The following is a 22,817-nucleotide window of genomic DNA, read 5'->3' on the forward strand; positions in this document are numbered from 1 at the left end:
CTTTATTCATAGAAATCAACTTGGGTATCCAACAATTTATCACCATCATAAACAAACTTGGCTGAGAAGAAGGGTTTATCCTCTAAAAGCCACTCAACAAAGGTATGGTCACCTTCCCAAGTCGGCTTACTCAAAACCTCGTCATAAGGAACCCATTCCAGTGTTCCCTCGTTGCAGTCAATCAAGTCGCCCTCAAACTCCGTCACCTTAAAAACATAGGTGTACCAGTCTAAACCTGGTGTGAATTCAGGAAAAGTGATGACACCTTTTAGAACTGGCTTGGCTTTGAGCCCTGTTTCTTCGAGGATTTCACGTGTCGCGCATTCCTGAGGCGTCTCTCCACGCTCTAGTTTACCACCCACACCAATCCATTTCCCTTCATGGACATCATTGGGCTTCTTATTACGGTGGAGCATGAGCAGTTCTTTCCCGTTATCAATGTAGCAAATCGTCGCTAACTGAGGCATATTTTCTCCTTATCTAAGCCAATCAATTGGCTCTTGTCCTATCTCTTTTAAGAATGCATTGGCCTTGGAAAAAGGCTTGGAACCCCAAAATCCTCTATAAACTGACAAAGGACTGGGATGGGCTGATTCAATAATCAAGTGATGAGGATTGGTAACTAAAGCCTTCTTCTTACGTGCGTAGGCTCCCCAGAGTATAAAGACTACTGGTCTATCTAGATGATTGACCACCTGAATCACAGCATCCGTAAAAGGCTCCCATATCTGACCAGCATGACCATTGGCCTGTCCAGCTGGTACAGTCAAGCAAGCATTAAGAAGCAAGACTCCTTGCTCAGCCCATGCTGTCAAATCATGGGATTTCTTAACGCCAAGATCATCTGACAATTCTTTCAAGATATTTTGTAAGGATGGCGGAGCTGGAATAGAGTCAGGTACAGAAAAACTCAAGCCTTGCGCTTGACCTGGGCCGTGATAGGGATCTTGCCCTAGAATGATCACCTTAACCTCTTCGAGCGGTGTTGTCAAGAGAGCCTGAAAAACCTTTTCCTTGGGTGGATAAACAGTCCCCTGAGCATAGACCTGCTCCATAAACTGATTGATTTTCCCGAAATAACCTTCAGGTAATTGCTCCTTAATCAAAGCATGCCAAGACGAGTGTTGCATCTTTCCCTCCTTTATCTTATCCATCTAAAAGCACGTCTTAATTCATCCGTACCATTTTTAAAAAAGCATAAACCATGTGCAAGTATAATCTTATCCGGTTTCCAGTTTAACATACAGGAAAAGGAAACCTTTGCTTCCCTTTGTCTTCCTAAAAAAGTCATCCGATAATCAATAGGAGTTTGACCATCAGGGGCTGTTACACGAGCTAAACGATAGAATTTTCTGCGGATTGGACTAGCTATCTTTTCAGGTTCAAAATTCTCTATAAGGTCTGTTACAATGAGTGTTTTAGTTGATTTATGAAAAAACACGACCTCTTCGATGACAGAACTTCCCTTAAAAATAAGCTGATCAATCTCATCAGACCATAGGTCAGGAGCCTTATCTGTTAAGGCAGCATCAAATTCCACCTTGACATTCTGACTTTTCGCTCTCTCTTCAACTCCTGGACTAGACCATGCTTGCGCATGAGGATATCTTTTTCTCCAATCTGCAATATAGGCGTAGTGAATCTTATTTGGTGAAATCAGGTAAGCTACTCTGCCCAGAGCGTCCAGTTCAGTAAAGAGTTTCTCGTTTGGCGCAATAGGAGAATGAATCCAAAGTTTGCCATCATTTAACTTAATCACCGTCATACGTGTCTGAAAAGGAAGTTTGAAGATCTTCATATCCATTTGAATCAAATCACCATCCACTATCCAGATATTTTGATCAACTTCCTTTAGTGTATACAATGGTTCATAAAGAGAAAGTTCTGGCCTTGACATCGTTAACTATTCCTTCGTTTTTACTGCCTCTATTATAGCAAAAAGTGGCTATCTAAACCACTTTTTACAGTTTATCTAAACAATCCAGCAAGTCTTGGTAAGAATGGACTTCGTAAGTCGGCTGGGCTTGTGTGGGATTTTCGAGGTGATGAGGGTTGTACCAAATCGTGTCAATTCCAGCATTATTGCCACCTTGAATGTCGGCGGTTAGGGAATCTCCAATCATCAGCGTCTTTTCTTTGCTAAAACCTTCAATCTGCTGACCAATTTTTTCATAAAAGAGAGTATCCGGTTTTTGTGTTTGCAGCTGTTCAGAGATAAAGACTTGATTGAAATATGGTGCCAGACCCGATTGAGCCAAACGTCCTGTCTGAATGGCAGTAATGCCATTTGTCGCAGCATACAGCTCATAATCTCGCTCGATGAGGTTGTCTAAGAATTCATGAGCGCCTAAAAAAGTTTGTCCCTGTTGAGCGAGGTAAAATTGGTAACGCCGGGCTAGAAAACTACCGTCTTTTTCCTGTCCAAAATGAGCAAATAAACGAGAAAAGCGCGTGTTAACCAGCTCTTGTTTACTGATTTTCTTTTGCTCCAAGTCCTTCCAGAGAGCCTTGTTCATGGGAACGTAAAAGTCTTTGTAGGCCTGAATATCTGCAACTCCTTCTTCTTTTAGAAGTTGCGTCAAAGCCACATCCTCAGCAGCATCAAAATCAAGAAGAGTGTGGTCAAGGTCGAAAAGTAGAAATTTGTAGGACAATTTGGTGTTTTCCTTTCTGAAAAGCATTATAAATATTATAGCATAAAGTAAGAAAGCCATACCAATTTATTCCATCTATTTGACATACAATTATCGCAACTAAAGGCTACAAGTATACTTATAAATCACTCTTCTAGACTTTTGATTGTCAAAATCTTTCAGAATAGAACAATTCTAACTATCGAACGTCCTGAATTCATAAATATCTATGTAATTCTAAACTTAGAATTCCTATAAACTAAATGTTTTCTTACTATTCTAAGTGATTGATTTCCTTAAATTTTAATTTTTGAAGGATTCTAAAGCTAGAATAGTCCCATCACAATCTGTTTTGAATGATTCACAATTTAGAAACACTATAGCTTTACTCCTGTTAAAATAAAAAGGAACTGCATAAAGCAATCCCTTTCTGATTTTGAAATTATTTACTTAAAATTTGATAGTTGAGATAATCAATAGCTCACCTATAAAAAGAGTTATAGTAAGATTCCTTATTTATTGATTTCAAGCTCCGACAACTGTGTTTGAATAACTGACAGTTCTGCACCAGCCTGAAGAAGAGCAGCTGCAGTATAGGCACCTTCTACAATTGGAACCCTATTGATCATGATACTTTTATCACTGAAATCAGCCACCATTTCTAAGTTCATTTTAGCAGAACCTAGGTCAAAAAAAGCTAATAAAGTATCTGCTGGATTTTCGGAAACAACTCTATCTACTTGATCAAAACTAGTTCCAATTCCTCCATCTTCGGTTCCTCCTACATAAGTAATCGGAACATCTTTAGCCACTTCACTAATCAGTTCAACAACACCTTGTGCAATATTTTTGGAATGTGAAACGATAACAAGACCAATACTTCCCATTAAACCACCCCAGTTTCTAAAAGAGCAGTAAAGAGTAATCCTGATGAGAATGATCCAGGATCAATATGTCCAAGAGAACGTTCTCCTACATAAGATGCCCTTCCTTTAGTTGCAAGTAAATCTTTGGTAGCATTCACTACCTTATCAATAACCTCTTGAGTCAATTGGCCAGCAGACAAGGCAGCAATAACAGGAGTCCAAACATCAACCATTGTCTTTTCTCCAACTTCTGCTTTCCCACGTTTGACAATCATATCAAGACCACTTTGTAAGATTTCCTCTATTTTCGAATTAGAATCAGCCTTGGCCATGCCCATAAAAGCAGAGCCATACAAGGGACCAGAAGCACCACCTACCTTACTCAGTAGTTGCATTGAGACAAGTTTAAAAACATCACTGCTGGTCTCAAATGTCTTTCCTTCTAAGTTCTCCATAACTGCAGCCATGCCACGCGCCATATTTCCACCGTGGTCTCCATCCCCTATAGGAGTGTCTAGCTCACTAAGGTAATCTTTCTGTTCCTGAATCTTTTCATTAAAAAGCTTCATCCATTCAAGAGCTTGTTCAGCATTCATACGACATTTCCTCCTAAAGTTTTACCAAGCTGGTGTAGTAACAGGTGCATTTAAAGCATCCAACCACTCATCATCTGCCAATCGAATCAATGTTAATGACAAACCAGCCATATCGATTGAAGTCATATAGTTTCCAATTTTCTTAAATGCCAACTCAACACCTTTTTCATGGAGTAATTTAGCCACATCATGTGCAAATACGTATTGTTCCATAAGAGGAGTGCTTCCTAAACCATTGATGAGAAGCCCATAGCGTTCACCAGCCTTAAGTTGGAAACCTTCAGATAATTTTTCAACCAATTCTGAGGCCAATTGTGCTGAAGGTTGCATTTTCTCTTTTTTATATCCTGGCTCACCGTGGATACCAACTCCATATTCAAATTCATCATCTTCTAGAACAAAACCTGGTTTCCCAACTTCTGGAACAGTAGCGCCAGATAGAGCTAAGCCAATTGTTTTAATTTCTAAGACAAGTTTGTCGGCCAAGTCCTTCATTTCAGATAATGATTTACCAGAACGAGCTGCAGCACCCAAAATTTTATGGACTAATATAGTACCTGCGACACCTCGACGACCTTGGGTATAGAGACTATTTTCAACAGCGATATCATCATCAACCACAACGCTTGCTACATCAATACCTTCCATTTCAGCAAGTTCTTGTGCAATTTCAAAGTTCATGATGTCCCCAGAATAGTTCTTGATGACCATGAAAACTCCAGCACCTTCATCAGCCGCCTTTATGGCTTCTAAAATTTGGTCCGGAGTAGGTGAAGTGAAGACTGCTCCACAAATGGCAGCAGACAACATTCCATCTCCTACAAATCCAGCATGACTTGGTTCATGTCCTGAACCTCCACCTGAAATGAGTCCAACTTTTCCTGTCTTTTCCGCCTTTCTAACAATGACATCAAAACCATCTAAGCGTTCTACCAAGTCATCATGCATGAATGACAACCCCTGCAACATTTCATCAACAACTTGTGTCGGTTCATTTATAATTTTTTTCATGAGAAACTCCTTTCGGCATGTATCTTTGTTTTCGCTTTCATTATATATTTTTTATTGCTAGATGATAAGGGACAGATTCTATTATTTGTCCCCTTTTAAACCCATTTAAAACATTTTTTTGGTAAAATGAAGGAAGTAACAGAAAGGCTTCCTATGGCATCATCACTTATTACAAAAAAACGGATTGCCAAGGCATTTAGAGACCTATTAGCTACTAGAGAATTTGATAAAATCTCTATTGTAGATATCATGGAATCAGCTGGCATTCGTAGACAGACCTTTTACAATCACTTTCTTGACAAATATGAACTGCTAGACTGGATATTTGAAAATGACTTAACCGAGTATATCACCAATAACTTGGACTTCATTTCAGGCCAAAAACTATTACAAGAATTATTTTTTTATTTCGAACAAGAGCGTGACTTTTATATTCAACTTTTTGATATTCAAGGGCAAAATAACTTCTATGACCACTTTATCAGCTACTGTCGCTTGCTTGTATCAAAAATTTTAAGAGAATACGGTCAGATTGATATCGATTCATCTGCTTATACTTGCTTTTTGTTAGACTATCATTCACATGCTCTAGCAGAGATCGTGAAGGCTTACGTCAATAAAAAAAGTCCAGTTCCACAACCAGACTTTCTAATCATGACAATTATTGGAAAGAGACCACAATGACATTTATTTCAAATCATAAACAGAAAATTATTTCAAGTTACATTTCGGCAACTGTCAGCAGTCATCCTGAATTAGAAAAACACCCTACCTTACCATTAGTCTATCAAAAAAATCGCAATCCTTATCAGGTTCCAATATTGTCGGGTGGAGGTTCCGGTCACGAACCTGCGCATATTGGATATGTGGGAGAAGGAATGCTTACCGCTGCTATCTATGGCCAATTATTTACTCCTCCTACAAGAACTGAAATCTTAGAGTCCATTCGTTTTTTAAACAATGGTCACGGTGTCTTCATCATTGTAAAAAATTTCGAAGCAGACATCAAAGAATTTAGCTGGGCCATTAATACTGCTAGACAAGAAGGAATTAAGGTCGGCTATAGTCTAGCACACGACGATATTTCTATTGAACCTCACAATAGATTTCAAATTAGAGGAAGAGGGCTTGCAGGGACTATTTTACTTCATAAAGTTCTAGGATATGCAGCTCAAAATGGTGCCGACATCGAGCAACTAACTGATTTAGGTCATCAACTTGCTCCCGAAATCGCAACAATTGGCTTTGCAACGAAAGCTGCTAGTCTCCCCCAAGCCACCCTCCCACTATTTAACTTGGAAGAAGGAAATATTTCTTATGGTATTGGGATACATGGCGAAGAAGGATATCGTATCGTCCCATTCCAATCATCGGAAATCCTTGCAAATGAAATTATAAGTAAATTAAGATTGCACTATCATTGGAAAAAGGGTGATCAATTTATATTGCTTGTAAATAATCTAGGCACTACCAGCAACTTAGAAATGGGCATATTTATCAATGATATCCTTCAACTCTTAGAAATTGAAGGAGTCACTATTACTTTTATAAAATCAGGAACATTTATGACCAGCCTAGATATGGCAGGTATATCCGTAACTCTTTGCCCCGTAAAAAATAAACAGTGGTTAGAAGCGCTCAATGCTCCAACGACAGCTTTTGCATGGTAATTTGCTTGTATAACTCAAAAGGGCTACATCACTTGATAGCCCTTTGCTTTTATCTTACTTTTAAAAGAACTCATTCTTTCTATTTCAAATAGTCCATCTATCCTTTACAATTCTTCCGATGAGCTTTGAGTTTTTTCAGAGCCCAATCATAGTGGCTTGACGTGCTACTAGCAAAGTAGGAACCTAGACTTGTTCCACCGGTCCACTTATAGACACCTTTGGTAAAGAGTTCGTCATTGCTAAAAACTTCTATCAACTCTAAAACCTTCCTATGTGATTGTTCTAGGAGTCTAGTCGCTTCTTCTAAGGAGGTTTTCTGGTGCTTCTTCCAAAAAGCGACATTCATTTCTCCATAAGTTTTCCAATTATAAGGTTCAGGGAGAAAAGGTCTTTCGTGATCTTTTTGATTAGAATGAACCCAAGTCAAAAGTAACTGCTGCCATTCATAAAGATGGATCAAGACATCCCGTAGATTTTTATCCCTTTTCCAGTGGGCTTCTTTTTTCTTTCGGTCTCTTGAAAAATCAAATGGAGTCTGTAGCTCATCTTCACTTAGTTGGGAGATGAAACGATTGAGCTTTTCATAATTTTCCTTAGAGGCCAGCATTAGCTCCTCTTTTGTTTTCGGTCTAGGCACAGGAGTACTCCCTTCATATCTCTAGTTATTATTAGAGATTTTTTATCCTTTAAATCTCTATAACTTATCCTTTAATTTCTCAACAAAGAGATAAGCTGCTGGACAGGTCAAAGTATTCTTAATCGTCAAATGATTGATTTGATGGATCTTTTTGCGATCTGTATGGGGGAATTCACGACAGGCCTTTGGACGAACATCATAGATGGAACAGAGATTATCTCCTCCTAAAAAGGGACAAGGCATGGATTTAAAAACCTTATCACCATCTTCATCTACCTGCAGAAACTCCGCTTCAAAAGCAGGTAATTTCATCTTAAAGTACTTGGCAATACGAGTGATGTCTGCTTCCTTGAAGTCAGGACCCAATGTCTTGCAACAGTTAGCACAGGCCGTACAATCAATCTCCGCAAAGACTTCTTGGTGAATCTGCTGGGCTATCTTGTCTAGGTTTTTAGGTGGTTTTTTCTTTAGAGTGGCTAAAACTTTACGGTGTTCCTTCTGCTTTTGCAAGGCTAGCTGGTGGTAGTACTCAATATCAATTTCTTTAGACATGATTTCTCTCTTATTCTATTTGTTTCCCCCTATTATATCATGCCTCTGACTCATTGAAAAGTGAACTTTACAAGACTACACTATTCCCGAATGTATCAAAAAACCTTGCAACTAGGTTACAAGGTTAATCACATTAATCGAAGTTAACGTATTCTTTTTGAAGTTCAAGAACTTCTTCCATTGTTGAACACTCTGTAAGGGCACGGTTAGCGTACTCTTCCATCTTAGCAGTATCCAATTTCTTCATCAAGCTACGTGTACGAAGGACAGATGTTGCTGACATAGAGAATTCATCCAAGCCCATTCCGACAAGAAGTGGAACAGCTTTTTGGTCACCAGCCATCTCACCACACATACCAGCCCATTTACCTTCAGCGTGAGCTGCCTTGATAACGTTGTTGATCAAGCGAAGGATTGATGGGTTATATGGTTGGTAAAGGTATGAAACTTGCTCGTTCATACGGTCTGCTGCCATTGAGTATTGGATCAAGTCATTTGTACCAATTGACATGAAGTCTACTTCTTTTGCAAATTGATCTGCAAGCATTGCTGCTGCAGGGATTTCAATCATGATACCAACTTGGATGTCATCCGCAACTGCAACACCTTCAGCAAGAAGGTTTGCTTTTTCTTCTTCATAAACTGCTTTAGCTGCACGGAATTCTTTCAAAAGGGCAACCATTGGGAACATGATACGCAATTGACCATGAACAGAAGCACGAAGAAGGGCACGGATTTGTGTACGGAACATTGCATCTCCAGTTTCAGAAATAGAGATACGAAGGGCACGGAATCCAAGGAATGGGTTCATTTCATGTGGCATATCGAAGTAAGGAAGTTCCTTATCTCCACCGATATCCATTGTACGAACAACCACTGGTTTACCATTCATTCCCTCAAGTACAGCCTTGTATGCTTCATACTGCTCGTCTTCTGTTGGGAAATCTTGAGAATCCATGTACAAGAACTCTGTACGGTAAAGTCCAACAGCTTCTGCACCGTTGTTGTTAACACCTTCAACGTCTTTTGGAGTACCGATGTTAGCAGCCAACTCGAAGTGTTTACCGTCAGCAGTCACTGTTTGAGCATCTTTCAAAAGTGCCCATTCAGCTTTTTGTTTAGCATAAGCTTCACCAGCTGCTTTAAATTCTGCCGCTTGTTCATCTGTTGGGTTGATAATCACTTCACCAGTAATTCCGTTAACGGCAAGGATATCACCGTCTTTCACCACTTCAGTGATGTTATTTGTTCCCAATACAGCTGCAATTTCAAGTGTACGTGCCATGATAGCTGAGTGGCTTGTACGTCCACCGATATTTGTTACAAAAGCTTTTACAAAGTTTTTGTCCAATTGAGCTGTATCAGATGGTGTCAAGTCATGCGCAATCACGATTACTTCTTCATTGATAGAAGCTGGGTTTGGCAATTTCTTACCAAGAAGATTTGCCAATACACGTTTTGTCACGTCGCGGATATCCGCTGCACGTTCTTGCATATATGGGTTGTCTTCCATGCCTTCAAAGATAGTGATGAACATGTCAGTCACTTCTTTAAGACCTGCTTCAGCATTGACTTTCTTAGCACGGATTGTTTCTTTAATCTGACCAATCAATTCTGGGTCAGCAAGAACCATCAAATGAGCGTCAAAAACTTGAGCCGCTTCTTCACCAAGCGTACCTACAGCTTTCTCACGGATAAGAGAAAGCTCGTTTTGAGAAGCTTCAAGAGCTACATCCAAACGAGCCTCTTCTGCGTTTGTATCTTCGACTGAAACAGTCTCGAATGACAAATCCGGTTGAACGAGTAGATATGCTTTTGCAACTGCAACACCATCAGATGCTGCGATTCCTTTAAGCATTTCTGTCATTTTCCTTATGCCAATCCTTCTTTTTCCATTGTTTCTGAGATTGCAGCGATAGCGTCATCTGCATCTGCACCTTCAGCTGAGATAGTTACATCAGCACCTTGGCCAACACCAAGACTCATAACACCCATGATTGATTTAAGGTTAACTGATTTACCTTTGTACTCAAGAGTGATATCTGAAGCAAATTTGCTTGCAGTTTGTACCAACAATGTTGCTGGACGTGCGTGAATACCTGTTTCTGCCACTACGTGGAAATCTTTAGAAGCCATAGTTTGACTCTCCTTTTGTTCTTTCTTTTTTGAGTTATATGTGATAACCCTTACAATTTGGTATTATACCATCTTCTAGGATTTTTTTCAAGCATTTTATGGGATTTATTCGATTTCCTTTCAGATAACTTGCTGAAAATCTTCTATTCTAGATAACAAAACACAGGATATAGTTTTCCAAAAAACTACTTCTAGGATAATTATCACTATTTCATAAAACAAACACTACATATTGTGTTTTGCAACCTTTAGTAGAAAAATAGACCACTATATTTAGTTTCAAATCATTGACAAAAATTTATTTTCTGATATACTAAGAAAGTAATCTATTTTGAAAGAGGAGTTACACAATGGTAACCGTTTATTCTAAAAACAACTGTGTCCAATGTAAGATGACTAAACGTTTCTTGGACAGTAATAATGTCGCTTATCGTGAAATCAATCTTGATGAGCAACCTGAGTACATCGATCAAGTTAAAGAGCTCGGTTTCAGCGCAGCTCCTGTTATCCAAACACCAACTGAAGTCTTTTCAGGTTTCCAACCAGGAAAACTGAAACAATTAGCATAATCTTAGTACATCATCCAGAAGATACTGCTTCTAGGGCTAACTTAGAAGCCTTTCTTTTGTAATTAGATAAGGGAAATTTTATGGGATTAAAACATCTTGAGGACGTGACTTACTTCCGTCTCAATAACGAAATCAACCGTCCTGTTAATGGACAAATCATGCTTCATAAAGATAAAGAAGCCTTGGATGCCTTCTTTAAAGAAAATGTAGTTCCAAACACTATGGTTTTTGATTCAATCAAAGATAAAATCAACTACCTCATTGAACACAACTACATCGAAACAGCCTTTATCAAGAAATACCGTCCAGAATTCTTGGAAGAATTGTCTCAATTTATCAAAGAACAAAACTTCCAATTCAAGTCTTTCATGGCTGCCTATAAGTTCTATAATCAATATGCCTTGAAGACTAACGACGGTGAATACTATCTTGAAAGTATGGAAGACCGTGTCTTCTTTAACGCCCTTTATTTTGCCGACGGTGATGAAGCCGTTGCAATCGATATTGCCAATGAAATCATCCACCAACGCTACCAACCTGCTACTCCTTCCTTCTTAAATGCTGGACGTGCTCGTCGTGGGGAGTTGGTATCTTGCTTCTTAATCCAAGTAACGGATGATATGAACTCTATCGGACGTTCTATCAACTCGGCTCTTCAACTTTCACGTATTGGTGGTGGTGTGGGAATTACCCTCAGCAACCTTCGTGAAGCGGGCGCACCTATCAAAGGTTATGAAGGTGCCGCTTCTGGTGTCGTACCAGTCATGAAACTCTTCGAAGATAGCTTCTCTTACTCTAACCAATTGGGGCAACGTCAAGGTGCAGGGGTTGTTTACCTCAATGTCTTTCACCCAGATATCATCGCCTTCCTTTCAACTAAGAAAGAAAACGCTGATGAAAAAGTTCGTGTCAAGACTCTATCACTTGGTGTTGTAGTACCAGATAAATTCTATGAATTGGCTCGTAAAAATGAAGAAATGTATCTCTTCAGCCCATACTCTGTAGAGCTTGAATACGGTGTGCCATTTAACTACATCGACATCACTGAAAAATACGATGAATTAGTCGCAAATCCAAATATCCGCAAGACAAAAATCAAGGCGCGTGATTTGGAAACTGAAATCTCTAAATTGCAACAAGAGTCTGGCTACCCTTATGTCGTCAACATTGATACAGCTAACCGTGCAAACCCTGTTGATGGAAAAATCATCATGAGTAACTTGTGTTCTGAGATTCTTCAAGTCCAAGAACCAAGCTTAATCAACGATGCTCAAGAATTCCTTCAAATGGGGACGGACGTTTCATGTAACCTTGGTTCAACCAACGTAGTCAACATGATGACTTCACCTGACTTTGGTCGTTCTATCCGTGCTATGGTTCGTGCCCTTACTTTCGTTACAGATAGTTCACACATCGTAGCTGTTCCTACCATCGACCACGGAAATAGCCAAGCTCATACCTTTGGTCTTGGTGCCATGGGACTTCACAGCTACCTTGCCCAACAATTGATTGAATATGGATCGCCTGAGTCTGTTGAATTTACAAGCATCTACTTCATGCTTATGAACTACTGGACTTTGGTTGAGTCAAACAATATCGCTCGTGAACGTGGCATCACCTTCCACAACTTTGAAAAATCAGACTATGCTAACGGAAGCTACTTCGACAAGTATGTGACTGGCGAATTTGTTCCAAAATCAGACCGTGTTAAAGAACTCTTCAAAGATGTCTTTATCCCTAGTGCCACTGACTGGGCTGAACTTCGCGACAAGGTTCAAGCAGATGGTCTTTACCACCAAAACCGCCTTGCTGTAGCGCCAAATGGTTCTATCAGCTATATCAACGACGTTTCTGCTTCTATCCACCCGATTACGCAACGTATCGAAGAACGTCAAGAAAAGAAAATCGGTAAAATCTACTATCCTGCTGCTGGCTTGTCAACAGAAACCATTCCTTACTACACTTCTGCTTACGACATGGATATGCGTAAAGTGATTGATGTCTATGCAGCTGCAACTGAGCACGTGGACCAAGGACTTTCACTCACTCTCTTCATGCGTAGTGACATTCCAAAAGGTCTTTACGAATGGAAGAAAGAAAACAAACAAACGACACGTGACTTGTCTATCCTTCGTAACTATGCCTTTAACAAGGGTATCAAGTCTATCTACTACGTCCGTACCTTTACAGATGATGGTGGAGAAGTCGGTGCTAACCAATGTGAAAGCTGTGTGATTTAATCTTTGCTTGAGGAAACTACATTTTCTCAGATAAGTTCTTCATTCACCCTGCTAAACTAAACTGGAATAAGCATCTATACTATGGAAAAACACAAAAGTCGGACTTCCGACTTTTTGTGCGATACTCCTCTAGAATTATGATAAAATAGAAGTAATTGTGAGTTCACAATACTAAACACAGAAAGAGATTTCAAAATGGAAACTTACTACAAAGCCATTAACTGGAATGCCATCGAAGATGTCATCGACAAATCAACTTGGGAAAAACTGACGGAGCAATTCTGGCTTGATACACGTATTCCCTTGTCAAATGACTTGGATGACTGGAGAAAGTTATCAAACAAGGAAAAAGACCTGGTCGGTAAAGTCTTTGGTGGATTAACTCTCTTGGATACCATGCAATCTGAAACTGGGGTTCAAGCCCTTCGCGCAGACATCCGTACACCACATGAAGAAGCTGTTTTCAATAACATCCAATTTATGGAATCTGTCCACGCTAAATCTTACTCATCAATCTTTTCTACCTTGAATACTAAGGCTGAGATTGAAGAAATTTTCGAATGGACCAATACCAATCCTTACCTACAAAAGAAGGCAGAGATTGTCAACGAAATCTACCTCAACGGTAGCCCACTTGAAAAGAAAGTTGCCAGCGTCTTCCTTGAAACTTTCCTCTTTTATTCAGGTTTCTTCACTCCCCTCTACTATCTTGGTAACAACAAACTAGCTAACGTTGCAGAAATCATCAAATTAATTATTCGTGATGAGTCTGTTCACGGAACCTACATCGGTTACAAATTCCAACTTGGTTTCAATGAATTGCCTGAAGAAGAGCAAGAAAAACTCAAAGAATGGATGTACGACCTGCTCTATACTCTTTATGAAAACGAAGAAGGTTATACAGAGAGCCTCTATGACGGTGTTGGCTGGACTGAAGAAGTCAAGACCTTCCTTCGCTACAATGCCAACAAGGCACTCATGAACCTGGGACAAGATCCACTCTTCCCAGATTCGGCTGATGATGTCAACCCAATCGTCATGAACGGTATTTCAACAGGAACTTCCAACCACGACTTCTTCTCTCAAGTCGGAAATGGTTACCTCCTTGGTGAAGTTGAAGCCATGCAAGACGATGATTACAACTACGGTTTGGACTAATTCAATTATCCCAGAACTGATAACAAATATCATGGCTTGTTTAAAACAACCATGATATTTTTGTTTTTGTTTTCTTTTGTTTTTTAAATTGATTGATTGAATACTTTATGATAAAATAGTAATAGAAATAGAGGTGATAACGATGTTAAAGCAGGAAAAACTAGATAATATTCTAGAAACGGTAAATACAAAGGGAACTATTACTGTAAAAGAAATCATGACTCGCTTGGATGTATCAGATATGACTGCTAGACGCTACTTGCAAGAGTTAGCAGACAAGGATTTACTTGTTCGAGTGCACGGTGGAGCTGAAAAAATTCGCACAGGTTCCATTTTAAATAATGAACGCTCCAATACTGAAAAACAAAGCTTACAGATTGCAGAAAAACAAGAAATCAGCCGTTTTGCAGGCCATTTAATCGATGAGGGTGAAACTATTTTTATAGGTCCAGGGACAACCTTGGAATCTTTTGCCCGTGAACTTCCAATCGATAATATTCGTGTTGTAACAAACAGTTTACCAGTCTTTCTCATCCTAAACGAACTAAAACTAACAGATTTGATTTTAATTGGTGGAAACTATCGCTCTATTACTGGAGCATTTGTGGGAACACTAACCTTACAAAACCTAGCCAATCTCCAATTTTCTAAAGCCTTCGTTAGCTGTAATGGTATTAAGGACAATGCGATTGCAACCTTCAGTGAAGAGGAAGGTGAATCCCAACGCATCGCCCTCAATAATTCCAATAAAAAATACTTACTAGCTGACCATAGTAAGTTCAATAAATTTGATTTCTATACCTTCTACAATATCTCTGATATTGATATCATCGTTTCAGATTCTAAACTGAGCAAAGAAACGTTTGAACAACTTTCAAAACAAACAAAAATTATTCTTTCTAAACCATAAAACTGAGGATTGATAAAAAATAAAATGCGTCATATCAAGAAAATAAGAATCTTGATATGACGCATTTTTGGATGAAGATTTTTACAAGGAGTTTCCTAGATTATTTATGATTGTTGAAACGGCATAAAATCTGAATCAAAGGAGATATTATCCCGTTCTTCAGGACTGATAAAATTTAAAAAGATATTTTTAAATTCTTCCAGCTCATAGTCTGAATGGCAAATCCATTCTTTACCGGTAGAGACATACCATTTCCCAAAATTTTTCAGCTCCTCATTAGTCAAACAAGGTATTTGAAAACATTTATCAAAATTGATAATATAAACTTTTTCATAAATAGATTGGATAAAATCTTTGAACATCTTTTGCCTCACTAGAATTCTATATCTAATTACTCATTCTACTAGTCTATAATCTGACTTTCTGCTACTTTCTTGTACCAGTGAGCTGATTTCTTAGGATAACGTTCTTGAGTTTCAAAGTCTACATAGAAGAGACCGTAACGTTTTTCATAACCGTTTGACCATGAGAAGACGTCCATCAATGACCAGATGAAGTATCCTTTGACGTTTGCACCATCAGCAATCGCATCAGATAAGACCTCTAAGTGTTGTTTGACATAATCAATACGGCCATCATCATAAACAGTATTGTCTACAAACTCATCTTTATAACCAAGTCCATTTTCAGTGATGTAAATCTTCTTATAGTTCGGATAATCTTTCTTCACGCGCATGATTTGGTCATACAAACCTTGAGGGTAGATAATCCAATCCCAATCCGTACGTGGTACATAGTCAGGAGCTACACGACGACCAACACCTTTGATTTGGTATTTAGAGCTTCCTTTCTCACCCTTACCATTATGGATAATTTCAGTTTCTCCATCAAAGGCTTCCATCCAGTCACTCATATAATAGTTGATGCCTAGAAAATCATTCAAGTCTTTTGCAGCTTCTAATGCTGTAAAATCTTCTTCACGAAGATCCAAGCTACCACCATTGGCAGCCAAGATAGCCTCTACCCCTGCCAGGGTCTTTCCAGAGTAGTGACCCAGATAAGTTGCATCCAAGATAAATTTATTATGGATAATGTCCTCCAACTCTGCCGCAATAACATCTGCAGGATTTTCAGGATCTAGAGGATACTTAGTAGGCAGAGCATGAACAACCCCAATTTCACCTTTATAACCTTTCTCTTTGTACAATTTTACTGCACGTGCATGAGACACCATCATATTGTGGTGTGATTGGAATACTTTGGCAAGGTCGTACTGAATACCTGGAGGGAATTTACCAACTAAATATTGACCATCACCGATTGGTCCAATTTCATTGAATGTTGTCCAATAGTTTACTTCTGGAAATTCTTCAAAACAGAAAGCCGCATAATCTAAAAAGTGTTCGATATTTTCACGGTTTAAGAAGTCTCCATTTGAATGTAGAGCTTCTGGTGTGTCAAAGTGATGAAGAGTTACAAATGGTTCAACATGACGTTTGTGACACTCTGCAAATAGATTATGATAAAATTCAACACCTTTAGCATTTACTTGACCGTAACCAGTCGGGAAAATACGTGACCAGGCAATAGAAATTCGAATACCATTGACACCATACTCTTCTGCTAGCTTGAGGTCAACTGGGTATCGATTGTAAAAATCACTGGCTGGTTCGGCAGTGTACCAGTAGTTATCTTCAAGATACTTATCCCACGCAACTGGTCCTTTACCATCAGTATGTGTAGCACCTTCTGCTTGATAGGCAGCTGTTGCGCCACCGAAAATAAAGTCTTTTGGTAATGTTTTTGTCATTTTTTTCACCTATTTCTTGATTTAAATAAAGTAAAAGTGAGAGGAGAGGAGTCAGTGAGCCATCCTTCTCCATCTCACTTCTTGTACCAAGTCACCGAATTGTAACATGAGGAGGTAAAAACGATAGCTTTTTACCGACGAATTAATAAGGCGATTAGGAAATTTGCCATAGCGATTGCCGTAACGATAGGAGACTATTTCATAGTCCCTATCGTTAATCGAATTGTGACATGAGAAGGTAAAAACGATATCTTTTTACCGACGAATTAATAAGGCGATTAGGAAATTCGCCATAGCGATTGCCGTAACGATAGGAGACTATTTCATAGTCCCTATTATTAATCGAATTGTGACATGAGGAGGTAAAAACGATAGCTTTTTACCGACGAATTAACAAGGCGATTAGGAAATTCGCCATAGCGATTGCCGTAACGATAGGAGACTGTTTCACAGTCCCTATCGTTAATCGAATTGAGCTTGTACGAATGCAAGAGCACCTTTTCCATCACGAGTTAATTTGATGTATTGAGCGCCTTCTGTTTTCGCTAGTTTAATACCGAGCTTATCTGTTTCTGCTTTCATGTCTTCAAAGTTTGAAGCAACTTGAGGGGCAAGGATAACAAGATCAAACTCTGGCAACATTTCACGGTGAGCACCATAGCCACCTGCTGCTGCTTTCACAGGAACATTGTATTCTGCAGCTGCCTTATTCAAAGCATTCGCAAGAAGTCCACTTGTCCCTCCACCTGCACAGAGAACGAGGACATTTGTTTCTTCAGTGATTGTATTTTGTGCTGCTTCTACACCAGCTTTTTCAAGAATAGCATCTGCTTTTGCAGTGTTGAAGTTTGCGGCAACTTTTTCTTTCAATTCATCATTAGATTTACCTGAACGCTCTTCTTCAAGAATTTGTTCATCATATACTTTAAGGAATGGATAGTAAATGACTACGTCAACCACGATTAGAAGGGCAGCAAGAATGAATGATAGAACTTGGAAGTTCGTACCAAGAACTAGACCTAGTGGAGCTGGAGTTGTCCATGGTAGATTAGCAGTAAATGAGTTCATTCCAAGTGTTTCAATAAAGAATTTGAAGATCCAAACGTTTGCGATTGGAGCAAAGATAAATGGAATGAAGAAGATTGGGTTTAATACAAGTGGTGCACCAAACAAGATTGGTTCATTTACACCAAAGAATGTTGGGACTACTGAAGCACGACCGATTGCACGGTTACGTTTAGATTTTGTTAACCACATGAACATGAATGGAACAACCAGTGTCGCACCAGTACCACCCATGGTAACGATAAACATTTGTGTACCAGAAGTAAGAATCTTGTCAGCGTGCATACCTTGTTGGAGAAGGTTCAAGTTGACTTCGGCATTGGCATAGGTAATAGCTGCGATAGCTGGTTCAACGATAGATGGACCATGGATCCCAACAAACCAGAAGAAAGCAAAGGCACCAAAGATAATCGTAATACCTAGATAACCATCAGCAGCAGAGAATAATGGTGCAAAGAATTTACCGATTGATTCAGCTACGCTTGCACCAACAAAATGACGAGCTAGTAAATCAAGAGCATAAAGAGAAACAACTGATAGAGTGAATGGAATCACATCTTTAAAAACTTGTGAGATATTAGGTGGAACTTCGTCAGGCATACGAATAGTGACGTTGTTCTTAACACAAACCTTATAGATGGCTACAGTAACAAAGGCAGCAAGGAAGGCTGAAAGCAAACCTTTTGTCCCCAAGAATCCAGTAGCTAGGCCATTTTCGATAGGATCAGCTGCCAACATCAACAAACCAACAATCGCTGCTAACAGTGTTGACATATAGTTGATTTGATTGGTTTTCTCCATGCTACGGTTTACTGAGTCAGTCAATGACTTAGCTGTTGTACCAGCTACCAAGAGAGCCAGAATACCCATAGAATAGCTATAAGGTTTCATCAGAAAGGCTACAACTTCATCAGACCATTTAAAGCCCCATGAGTTTGGTACAAAGGCAATCAAGATAAAAATACTTGAGAAGAGAATAACAGGCATACCTGCAATGAAACCATCACGAATGGCACGAAGGTAGATATTACGAGATAGTTTCTCAAAGAAAGGCTTTCCTTTCTCAATAAATGCAATTAATTTATTCATTACTTAACTCCTCTCTTGTAGAGTTCAATTAAATGGTGCATCAAATCTTTTAATAAGATAGTTGTCATCAAGTGGTCTTGGCCATGCATCATGGTTACACTATAGGCTAAGTCCTCACCTGAAGCTTCCTTAGCCAATAGACTTGTTTGCGCGTGGTGAGCCTCTGCAATGCAAGAACCAGCTTCCTCGACTAAGCTATCTGCTTTCGCAAAATCGCCAGCTTCAGCAGCTTTCAAGGCTTCCAATAGTTTTGAACGAGCATCGCCAGCATAGGCTACGATTTCAAAACCTAACAATGTTACTTCTTCTCTATTCATGATAGAATTCTCCTTAGGTATTTTTAATTAAATTTTTATGACAATAAACGTTGGATATGTAGAACTAGATAAACTCGTTCACTTTTATACAAATCAAGACCCGTATGTTGCGTAATCACATCATAGATCTTGGAACCAATCTCGAACGCTTTTGGATAGGATTGTTTAATATGATCTTCCATATCCAGAAGTGATTGGTTATCATCTCTAGATCTGTCTAAATAATCCAAGAAATAATTCAAATGTATCATAAAACGATCATAGAAATGATTATTCTCTTTGGTTCGTTGAATTGCATAGTCCGTTAAAACTTCTTCAACATTCCTGAGAATTTCTTTCCTCTTATCAATCGACTCCACAAGTTCCACTTCATTTTCACCTTCGGCATTAATGAAATGATAAGCAATCCGAATAATTTCGTCCTCAGGAAAATGATCTGCTAGCTTCTGACGGTAAATTTCAAAGGCTTCATTTGCGATTTGAAAAGCGACAGGATACTTAGTGGAAATATCTGGCAGATTACTATCCTTGTACCTTCCTTGTGCTAGAGCTTGGTAAGAACAGTAAATATGATCTGTCAAGGTTACGTAGAGATACTCTTGAATTGGATAATGATATTTCTTTGATAGCTTATCAATGATTTCATAGGTCACTGTGATAAAATCAAGCGGAACATCTTTGAGGAGAGCCATAAAGTTTTCTCTTGACTCTTCTGTCTTCATCCGAAAGATTTTCTCAATATGCTGTTCAGTAATCAAATCTCCCTTCCTCTTTCCAAATGCAATCCCCTTACCAATTACAATCACTTCTTCTCCTTTATCATTCCTAACAAGCGAAACATTATGATTTATTGGATTTAGAATTCGATACATGTCAACCTCCTTTTATATCTTAAAGGTATATTAATACAAAAAATGACCACAAATGAACTAGAAAATCAGCCGATTTCTAATTCACCTGTGATCATGCCTAATATTACTTAGTAACACTCACCTTGTATTAACTTGTGATTTAAGTATAGCACAAGTAAGTTATTTTGTAAACCTTTACATAAAACTTTTTTTAAAATTTTTTTAGATTCATGTTCCTAACCTAGGAGGACTTGCTTACACGCGTTCTTTCCATGAAGTCGCTGTTGTTTGAAGAACTTTGTTGAGTTCGTCAATGTTTTCAAAACCAGTTGTGCGAAGCCATTCGCGAGCTGCAGCTTCACCATCTTTGATGTAAGCTTCAACTGATCCAGCCCATGTAGCACGGCCACAAAGAACTCCGTTAAAGTTTGCACCTGATTCATGGGCAAATACAAGAGTATCTTGGAAGAGTTTAGCTGATACACCAGCACTCAAGTAGATGTATGGCAAGTTAGTTGCTTCATCTTGTGCTTTGAAGAAGGCTGCTGCTTCTTCACGTGTATAAACTACTTCACCTTCAGCAAAGCCTTCAACATATTTAATGTTAACAGGAACTTCTACTTTCAAGACATCAATGTTAAAGCGTGGGTCTGAGAAGACTTTCATAGCACCGATAACTTTGTGTGGTTTTACTTTAGCGTATTCTACAGAACCTGCGTCAGCAATTTTTTCATCGTAAGCTAGGATTTCAAGGAAGAATGGGATATCTTCAGCCACACATTCAGAACCGATACGTTCGATGTAAGCTTGTTTTTCTTGGTTGAGTTCGTCTGAGCTATCTACATCATAGTAAAGCAAGAATTTAACTGCATCTGCACCTTCTTCTTTAATACGTTTTGCAGACCAAACATCCAAGCAGTCAGGCAAGCGTTTTGTGCTTGTTGTGTCATAACCTGTTTTTTCATAGGCAAGGAGAAGACCAGCTTTTTCATCAAGAGCTTTAGTTGCTGGAAGTCCATACTCAGGGTCAAGAAGCATAGATGAAGCATATTTAGTCAATTCATCTGCTACCAAGACTTTAAGTTCTTCCATTTGAGCTACAGTTGGTTCTTCTGTTTGGTGTTGAGCCATGAGGCGTTTCAAAGCACCACGTTGGTCAAATGCAAGAGCTGAGATGATACCATTTTCATCAGAAAGTTTTTCTAAGCGTGCACGTTTTTGTTCTGTTAAAGCCATTTTATACCTCTTTTACTATTAATTGATCATATAGAGCTTGATAGTTGGCCATGTTGACATGACCAGTCATTTTTTCTTGAGCATTGAGCATACCAAGGACATTTGCCTTGATGAGTAATTCTGAATCCGATTCTTTATGAAGTAGTCCTGAAGAAATCCCAGCTACAGTAGAATCTCCAGAGCCAACAGGGTTGACTACCTGAATTCTAGGAATATCTACCTTGTAGAAAGTGTCACCATGTTTGGCAAAAGCACCATTAGCACCAAGCGAAACGATAATCCATTCAATCCCTGCAAACAAAGGTTCTTGAAGAACTTCTTTTAATTCATCCAAATTCTCAGAAACTTCTCTTCCTAGAAGCTGAGACAATTCCTCATTATTTGGTTTGATGACTGTTGGTTTATGTGGTGATTCAAGAACCGCCTGAAGAGCCGCACCAGAGCAGTCCAAGACTACAGACTTGCCAGCTTGATTAGCAAGTTCTACCAAGCTCGCATAGTAATCAACTGGAAGGCCAGCTGGCAGACTACCTGAGATAGCTACTACTTCAACTGACTCCAAGAGTTTTTTGAAATGTTCTAAAAAGCCTTGACCTTCCTGTTTCAATACTTCAGGACCTTTTTCAAGAACTTCTGTTTGGTTGTCTCCATGGAGAATAGCGATACAGTTCCGAGTTTCTCCCTGAATTGAAAAGAAATCTTTTTTTACTTGATCATCGATATGTTCAACCAAAAACTCACCAAGTTTGCCACCCACTAAACCAGTAGCAAGGACAGAATCACCAAACTCTGAAAGTACACGAGTAACATTGAGTCCTTTACCACCAGCCGTTTTGGTTACATCCACCACACGATTGACAGTATCAATCTTTAACTCATCCAAGGGATAGGAAATATCAATGGATGGGTTCATTGTGACTGTTAAAATCATAGGTCACCTCTTAGTCGTGGTATTCTCCGCGATCCCATTTTTCAAGGAATTCAGTGAAGAAGTTTGCGTCTGTTTGTTGAGCATTGTGACTTTCAACGTGTTCAATTTTTGCAATCAATCTTTTGTTTTCTTCAGATGGTTTGTATTCAGCATGGATGAAAGCTTCGATGATATCACACATGAGCAATTCACCAGTAATCTTACCACCAAAACCAATAACGTTAGCGTTCAATTGTTCTTTAGCATAAAGGGCTGTTGTCATATCACGAACTAAGGCAGAACGGACACCTGGAACTTTATTTACAGCGTTGTTAATACCAACACCAGTACCACAGATACATACCCCAAGATCAGCTTGACCACTAGTTACAGCCTCCCCTACTTTTTTACCAAAGATTGGGTAGTGAGTACGTGTATGGTCATATGTACCAAAGTCAATGACTTCATATCCTTTTGATTTCAAAAATTCTGAAACCGCCATTTTTTCATCTGTTACGATGTGGTCACATCCAATTGCAATTCTCATTTTTAACTTACCTT

General features: G+C 39.0%; 25 protein-coding genes. 6 read left to right on the forward strand and 19 right to left on the reverse strand.

Annotated elements, in window-relative coordinates; all coding sequences use genetic code 11:
- Nucleotides 1-2: 2 nt before the first annotated feature.
- The 7 genes from ACERDH_RS02005 to dhaK all read right to left on the reverse strand — a co-directional run bounded on the left by ACERDH_RS02005 (nucleotide 3) and on the right by dhaK (nucleotide 5,106).
- Nucleotides 3-467 carry an NUDIX hydrolase gene (locus ACERDH_RS02005; RefSeq protein ID WP_386683273.1) on the reverse strand — a complete coding sequence of 155 codons (465 nt, stop codon included), beginning with the start codon at nucleotides 465-467 and terminating at the stop codon, nucleotides 3-5.
- Nucleotides 468-476: 9 nt separating this feature from the next.
- Complete coding sequence (locus ACERDH_RS02010) at nucleotides 477-1,130, reverse strand: uracil-DNA glycosylase (protein ID WP_386683270.1); 654 nt, start codon at nucleotides 1,128-1,130, stop codon at nucleotides 477-479.
- Between the two features lie 11 nt (nucleotides 1,131-1,141).
- A complete protein-coding gene (locus ACERDH_RS02015; RefSeq protein ID WP_386683267.1) occupies nucleotides 1,142-1,897 on the reverse strand; it encodes a DUF4336 domain-containing protein in 756 nt (251 codons plus the stop codon).
- A 64-nt stretch (nucleotides 1,898-1,961) separates the two neighbouring features.
- The gene (gene pynA, locus ACERDH_RS02020) at nucleotides 1,962-2,654 is read right to left on the reverse strand and encodes a pyrimidine 5'-nucleotidase PynA (protein WP_261078482.1); all 693 of its coding nucleotides are present in this window, start codon (nucleotides 2,652-2,654) and stop codon (nucleotides 1,962-1,964) included.
- Nucleotides 2,655-3,145: 491 nt separating this feature from the next.
- Nucleotides 3,146-3,520, reverse strand: a complete 375-nt coding sequence (gene dhaM, locus ACERDH_RS02025; protein WP_119919474.1) for a dihydroxyacetone kinase phosphoryl donor subunit DhaM — start codon at nucleotides 3,518-3,520, stop codon at nucleotides 3,146-3,148.
- Entirely contained in the window at nucleotides 3,520-4,095 is a 576-nt protein-coding gene (gene dhaL, locus ACERDH_RS02030) for a dihydroxyacetone kinase subunit DhaL (protein WP_386683262.1), read from the reverse strand. Before dhaL ends, dhaM begins: the two co-directional genes overlap by 1 nt.
- Before the next feature lie 21 nt (nucleotides 4,096-4,116).
- The gene (gene dhaK, locus ACERDH_RS02035; protein WP_386683259.1) at nucleotides 4,117-5,106 is read right to left on the reverse strand and encodes a dihydroxyacetone kinase subunit DhaK; all 990 of its coding nucleotides are present in this window, start codon (nucleotides 5,104-5,106) and stop codon (nucleotides 4,117-4,119) included.
- A 153-nt stretch (nucleotides 5,107-5,259) separates the two neighbouring features.
- Between dhaK and dhaS the strand changes: the two genes are divergently transcribed.
- Entirely contained in the window at nucleotides 5,260-5,790 is a 531-nt protein-coding gene (dhaS, locus tag ACERDH_RS02040; RefSeq protein ID WP_000168606.1) for a dihydroxyacetone kinase transcriptional activator DhaS, read from the forward strand.
- The gene (gene dhaQ / locus ACERDH_RS02045) at nucleotides 5,787-6,776 is read left to right on the forward strand and encodes a DhaKLM operon coactivator DhaQ (RefSeq protein WP_203180662.1); all 990 of its coding nucleotides are present in this window, start codon (nucleotides 5,787-5,789) and stop codon (nucleotides 6,774-6,776) included. The genes dhaS and dhaQ overlap by 4 nt, the downstream gene beginning before the upstream one ends.
- A gap of 97 nt (nucleotides 6,777-6,873) precedes the next feature.
- On the opposite strand, the gene ACERDH_RS02050 is transcribed toward dhaQ, so the two are convergent.
- The 4 genes from ACERDH_RS02050 to ACERDH_RS02065 all read right to left on the reverse strand — a co-directional run bounded on the left by ACERDH_RS02050 (nucleotide 6,874) and on the right by ACERDH_RS02065 (nucleotide 10,101).
- Nucleotides 6,874-7,413 carry a ClbS/DfsB family four-helix bundle protein gene (locus ACERDH_RS02050; protein ID WP_203180661.1) on the reverse strand — a complete coding sequence of 180 codons (540 nt, stop codon included), beginning with the start codon at nucleotides 7,411-7,413 and terminating at the stop codon, nucleotides 6,874-6,876.
- Nucleotides 7,414-7,470: 57 nt separating this feature from the next.
- Nucleotides 7,471-7,965, reverse strand: coding sequence for a YkgJ family cysteine cluster protein (locus ACERDH_RS02055; protein WP_049499406.1), 495 nt, complete (start codon nucleotides 7,963-7,965; stop codon nucleotides 7,471-7,473).
- 133 nt (nucleotides 7,966-8,098) lie between these two features.
- Nucleotides 8,099-9,832, reverse strand: coding sequence for a phosphoenolpyruvate--protein phosphotransferase (ptsP, locus tag ACERDH_RS02060; RefSeq protein WP_004241506.1), 1,734 nt, complete (start codon nucleotides 9,830-9,832; stop codon nucleotides 8,099-8,101).
- A gap of 5 nt (nucleotides 9,833-9,837) precedes the next feature.
- A complete protein-coding gene (locus ACERDH_RS02065; protein ID WP_000146947.1) occupies nucleotides 9,838-10,101 on the reverse strand; it encodes a phosphocarrier protein HPr in 264 nt (87 codons plus the stop codon).
- Between the two features lie 350 nt (nucleotides 10,102-10,451).
- Here ACERDH_RS02065 and nrdH point away from each other — a divergent pair, with 350 nt between their 5' ends.
- The 4 genes from nrdH to ACERDH_RS02085 all read left to right on the forward strand — a co-directional run bounded on the left by nrdH (nucleotide 10,452) and on the right by ACERDH_RS02085 (nucleotide 14,978).
- Nucleotides 10,452-10,670: a glutaredoxin-like protein NrdH gene (nrdH, locus tag ACERDH_RS02070; protein WP_000259240.1), complete on the forward strand. Its 219-nt coding sequence runs from the start codon at nucleotides 10,452-10,454 to the stop codon at nucleotides 10,668-10,670.
- 80 nt (nucleotides 10,671-10,750) lie between these two features.
- Entirely contained in the window at nucleotides 10,751-12,910 is a 2,160-nt protein-coding gene (gene nrdE, locus ACERDH_RS02075; protein ID WP_386683140.1) for a class 1b ribonucleoside-diphosphate reductase subunit alpha, read from the forward strand.
- Nucleotides 12,911-13,105: 195 nt separating this feature from the next.
- The gene (nrdF, locus tag ACERDH_RS02080) at nucleotides 13,106-14,068 is read left to right on the forward strand and encodes a class 1b ribonucleoside-diphosphate reductase subunit beta (protein ID WP_000451364.1); all 963 of its coding nucleotides are present in this window, start codon (nucleotides 13,106-13,108) and stop codon (nucleotides 14,066-14,068) included.
- A 142-nt stretch (nucleotides 14,069-14,210) separates the two neighbouring features.
- Nucleotides 14,211-14,978 carry a DeoR/GlpR family DNA-binding transcription regulator gene (locus ACERDH_RS02085; RefSeq protein WP_386683135.1) on the forward strand — a complete coding sequence of 256 codons (768 nt, stop codon included), beginning with the start codon at nucleotides 14,211-14,213 and terminating at the stop codon, nucleotides 14,976-14,978.
- Nucleotides 14,979-15,082: 104 nt separating this feature from the next.
- On the opposite strand, the gene ACERDH_RS02090 is transcribed toward ACERDH_RS02085, so the two are convergent.
- From ACERDH_RS02090 to lacB, 8 genes are all read right to left on the reverse strand, one after another.
- A complete protein-coding gene (locus tag ACERDH_RS02090; protein WP_000471575.1) occupies nucleotides 15,083-15,340 on the reverse strand; it encodes a DUF3884 family protein in 258 nt (85 codons plus the stop codon).
- A gap of 41 nt (nucleotides 15,341-15,381) precedes the next feature.
- A complete protein-coding gene (gene lacG, locus ACERDH_RS02095; protein WP_386683132.1) occupies nucleotides 15,382-16,788 on the reverse strand; it encodes a 6-phospho-beta-galactosidase in 1,407 nt (468 codons plus the stop codon).
- Nucleotides 16,789-17,250: 462 nt separating this feature from the next.
- On the reverse strand, nucleotides 17,251-18,942 hold the full coding sequence (locus ACERDH_RS02100; protein WP_001037324.1) for a lactose-specific PTS transporter subunit EIIC: 1,692 nt from the start codon (nucleotides 18,940-18,942) through the stop codon (nucleotides 17,251-17,253).
- Nucleotides 18,942-19,259, reverse strand: coding sequence for a PTS lactose/cellobiose transporter subunit IIA (locus tag ACERDH_RS02105; protein ID WP_001078320.1), 318 nt, complete (start codon nucleotides 19,257-19,259; stop codon nucleotides 18,942-18,944). The genes ACERDH_RS02100 and ACERDH_RS02105 overlap by 1 nt, the downstream gene beginning before the upstream one ends.
- A 35-nt stretch (nucleotides 19,260-19,294) precedes the next feature.
- Complete coding sequence (locus ACERDH_RS02110; protein WP_386683127.1) at nucleotides 19,295-20,131, reverse strand: PRD domain-containing protein; 837 nt, start codon at nucleotides 20,129-20,131, stop codon at nucleotides 19,295-19,297.
- A gap of 234 nt (nucleotides 20,132-20,365) precedes the next feature.
- Nucleotides 20,366-21,346, reverse strand: a complete 981-nt coding sequence (lacD, locus tag ACERDH_RS02115; protein ID WP_001229114.1) for a tagatose-bisphosphate aldolase — start codon at nucleotides 21,344-21,346, stop codon at nucleotides 20,366-20,368.
- 1 nt (nucleotide 21,347) lies between these two features.
- Nucleotides 21,348-22,277: a tagatose-6-phosphate kinase gene (locus tag ACERDH_RS02120; protein WP_386683116.1), complete on the reverse strand. Its 930-nt coding sequence runs from the start codon at nucleotides 22,275-22,277 to the stop codon at nucleotides 21,348-21,350.
- A gap of 10 nt (nucleotides 22,278-22,287) precedes the next feature.
- On the reverse strand, nucleotides 22,288-22,803 hold the full coding sequence (gene lacB, locus ACERDH_RS02125; protein WP_261024734.1) for a galactose-6-phosphate isomerase subunit LacB: 516 nt from the start codon (nucleotides 22,801-22,803) through the stop codon (nucleotides 22,288-22,290).
- Between the last annotated feature and the right edge of the window lie 14 nt (nucleotides 22,804-22,817).

Source organism: Streptococcus bovismuti, assembly GCF_042436615.2.
GTDB lineage: Bacteria > Bacillota > Bacilli > Lactobacillales > Streptococcaceae > Streptococcus.

What these genes read in the sequence shown, in the direction of transcription:
- ACERDH_RS02100 (WP_001037324.1), bottom strand. Translation starts at nt 18,942, where the DNA reads ATGAATAAATTAATTGCATTTATTGAGAAAGGAAAGCCTTTCTTTGAG.
- dhaK (WP_386683259.1), bottom strand. Translation starts at nt 5,106, where the DNA reads ATGAAAAAAATTATAAATGAACCGACACAAGTTGTTGATGAAATGTTG.
- ACERDH_RS02105 (WP_001078320.1), bottom strand. Translation starts at nt 19,259, where the DNA reads ATGAATAGAGAAGAAGTAACATTGTTAGGTTTTGAAATCGTAGCCTAT.
- ACERDH_RS02090 (WP_000471575.1), bottom strand. Translation starts at nt 15,340, where the DNA reads ATGTTCAAAGATTTTATCCAATCTATTTATGAAAAAGTTTATATTATC.
- lacD (WP_001229114.1), bottom strand. Translation starts at nt 21,346, where the DNA reads ATGGCTTTAACAGAACAAAAACGTGCACGCTTAGAAAAACTTTCTGAT.
- ACERDH_RS02010 (WP_386683270.1), bottom strand. Translation starts at nt 1,130, where the DNA reads ATGCAACACTCGTCTTGGCATGCTTTGATTAAGGAGCAATTACCTGAA.
- ACERDH_RS02055 (WP_049499406.1), bottom strand. Translation starts at nt 7,965, where the DNA reads ATGTCTAAAGAAATTGATATTGAGTACTACCACCAGCTAGCCTTGCAA.
- ACERDH_RS02120 (WP_386683116.1), bottom strand. Translation starts at nt 22,277, where the DNA reads ATGATTTTAACAGTCACAATGAACCCATCCATTGATATTTCCTATCCC.
- ACERDH_RS02110 (WP_386683127.1), bottom strand. Translation starts at nt 20,131, where the DNA reads ATGTATCGAATTCTAAATCCAATAAATCATAATGTTTCGCTTGTTAGG.
- ACERDH_RS02005 (WP_386683273.1), bottom strand. Translation starts at nt 467, where the DNA reads ATGCCTCAGTTAGCGACGATTTGCTACATTGATAACGGGAAAGAACTG.
- dhaQ (WP_203180662.1), top strand. Translation starts at nt 5,787, where the DNA reads ATGACATTTATTTCAAATCATAAACAGAAAATTATTTCAAGTTACATT.
- dhaL (WP_386683262.1), bottom strand. Translation starts at nt 4,095, where the DNA reads ATGAATGCTGAACAAGCTCTTGAATGGATGAAGCTTTTTAATGAAAAG.
- dhaS (WP_000168606.1), top strand. Translation starts at nt 5,260, where the DNA reads ATGGCATCATCACTTATTACAAAAAAACGGATTGCCAAGGCATTTAGA.
- lacB (WP_261024734.1), bottom strand. Translation starts at nt 22,803, where the DNA reads ATGAGAATTGCAATTGGATGTGACCACATCGTAACAGATGAAAAAATG.
- nrdH (WP_000259240.1), top strand. Translation starts at nt 10,452, where the DNA reads ATGGTAACCGTTTATTCTAAAAACAACTGTGTCCAATGTAAGATGACT.
- ACERDH_RS02065 (WP_000146947.1), bottom strand. Translation starts at nt 10,101, where the DNA reads ATGGCTTCTAAAGATTTCCACGTAGTGGCAGAAACAGGTATTCACGCA.
- nrdF (WP_000451364.1), top strand. Translation starts at nt 13,106, where the DNA reads ATGGAAACTTACTACAAAGCCATTAACTGGAATGCCATCGAAGATGTC.
- ACERDH_RS02015 (WP_386683267.1), bottom strand. Translation starts at nt 1,897, where the DNA reads ATGTCAAGGCCAGAACTTTCTCTTTATGAACCATTGTATACACTAAAG.
- dhaM (WP_119919474.1), bottom strand. Translation starts at nt 3,520, where the DNA reads ATGGGAAGTATTGGTCTTGTTATCGTTTCACATTCCAAAAATATTGCA.
- nrdE (WP_386683140.1), top strand. Translation starts at nt 10,751, where the DNA reads ATGGGATTAAAACATCTTGAGGACGTGACTTACTTCCGTCTCAATAAC.
- ACERDH_RS02085 (WP_386683135.1), top strand. Translation starts at nt 14,211, where the DNA reads ATGTTAAAGCAGGAAAAACTAGATAATATTCTAGAAACGGTAAATACA.
- ptsP (WP_004241506.1), bottom strand. Translation starts at nt 9,832, where the DNA reads ATGACAGAAATGCTTAAAGGAATCGCAGCATCTGATGGTGTTGCAGTT.
- lacG (WP_386683132.1), bottom strand. Translation starts at nt 16,788, where the DNA reads ATGACAAAAACATTACCAAAAGACTTTATTTTCGGTGGCGCAACAGCT.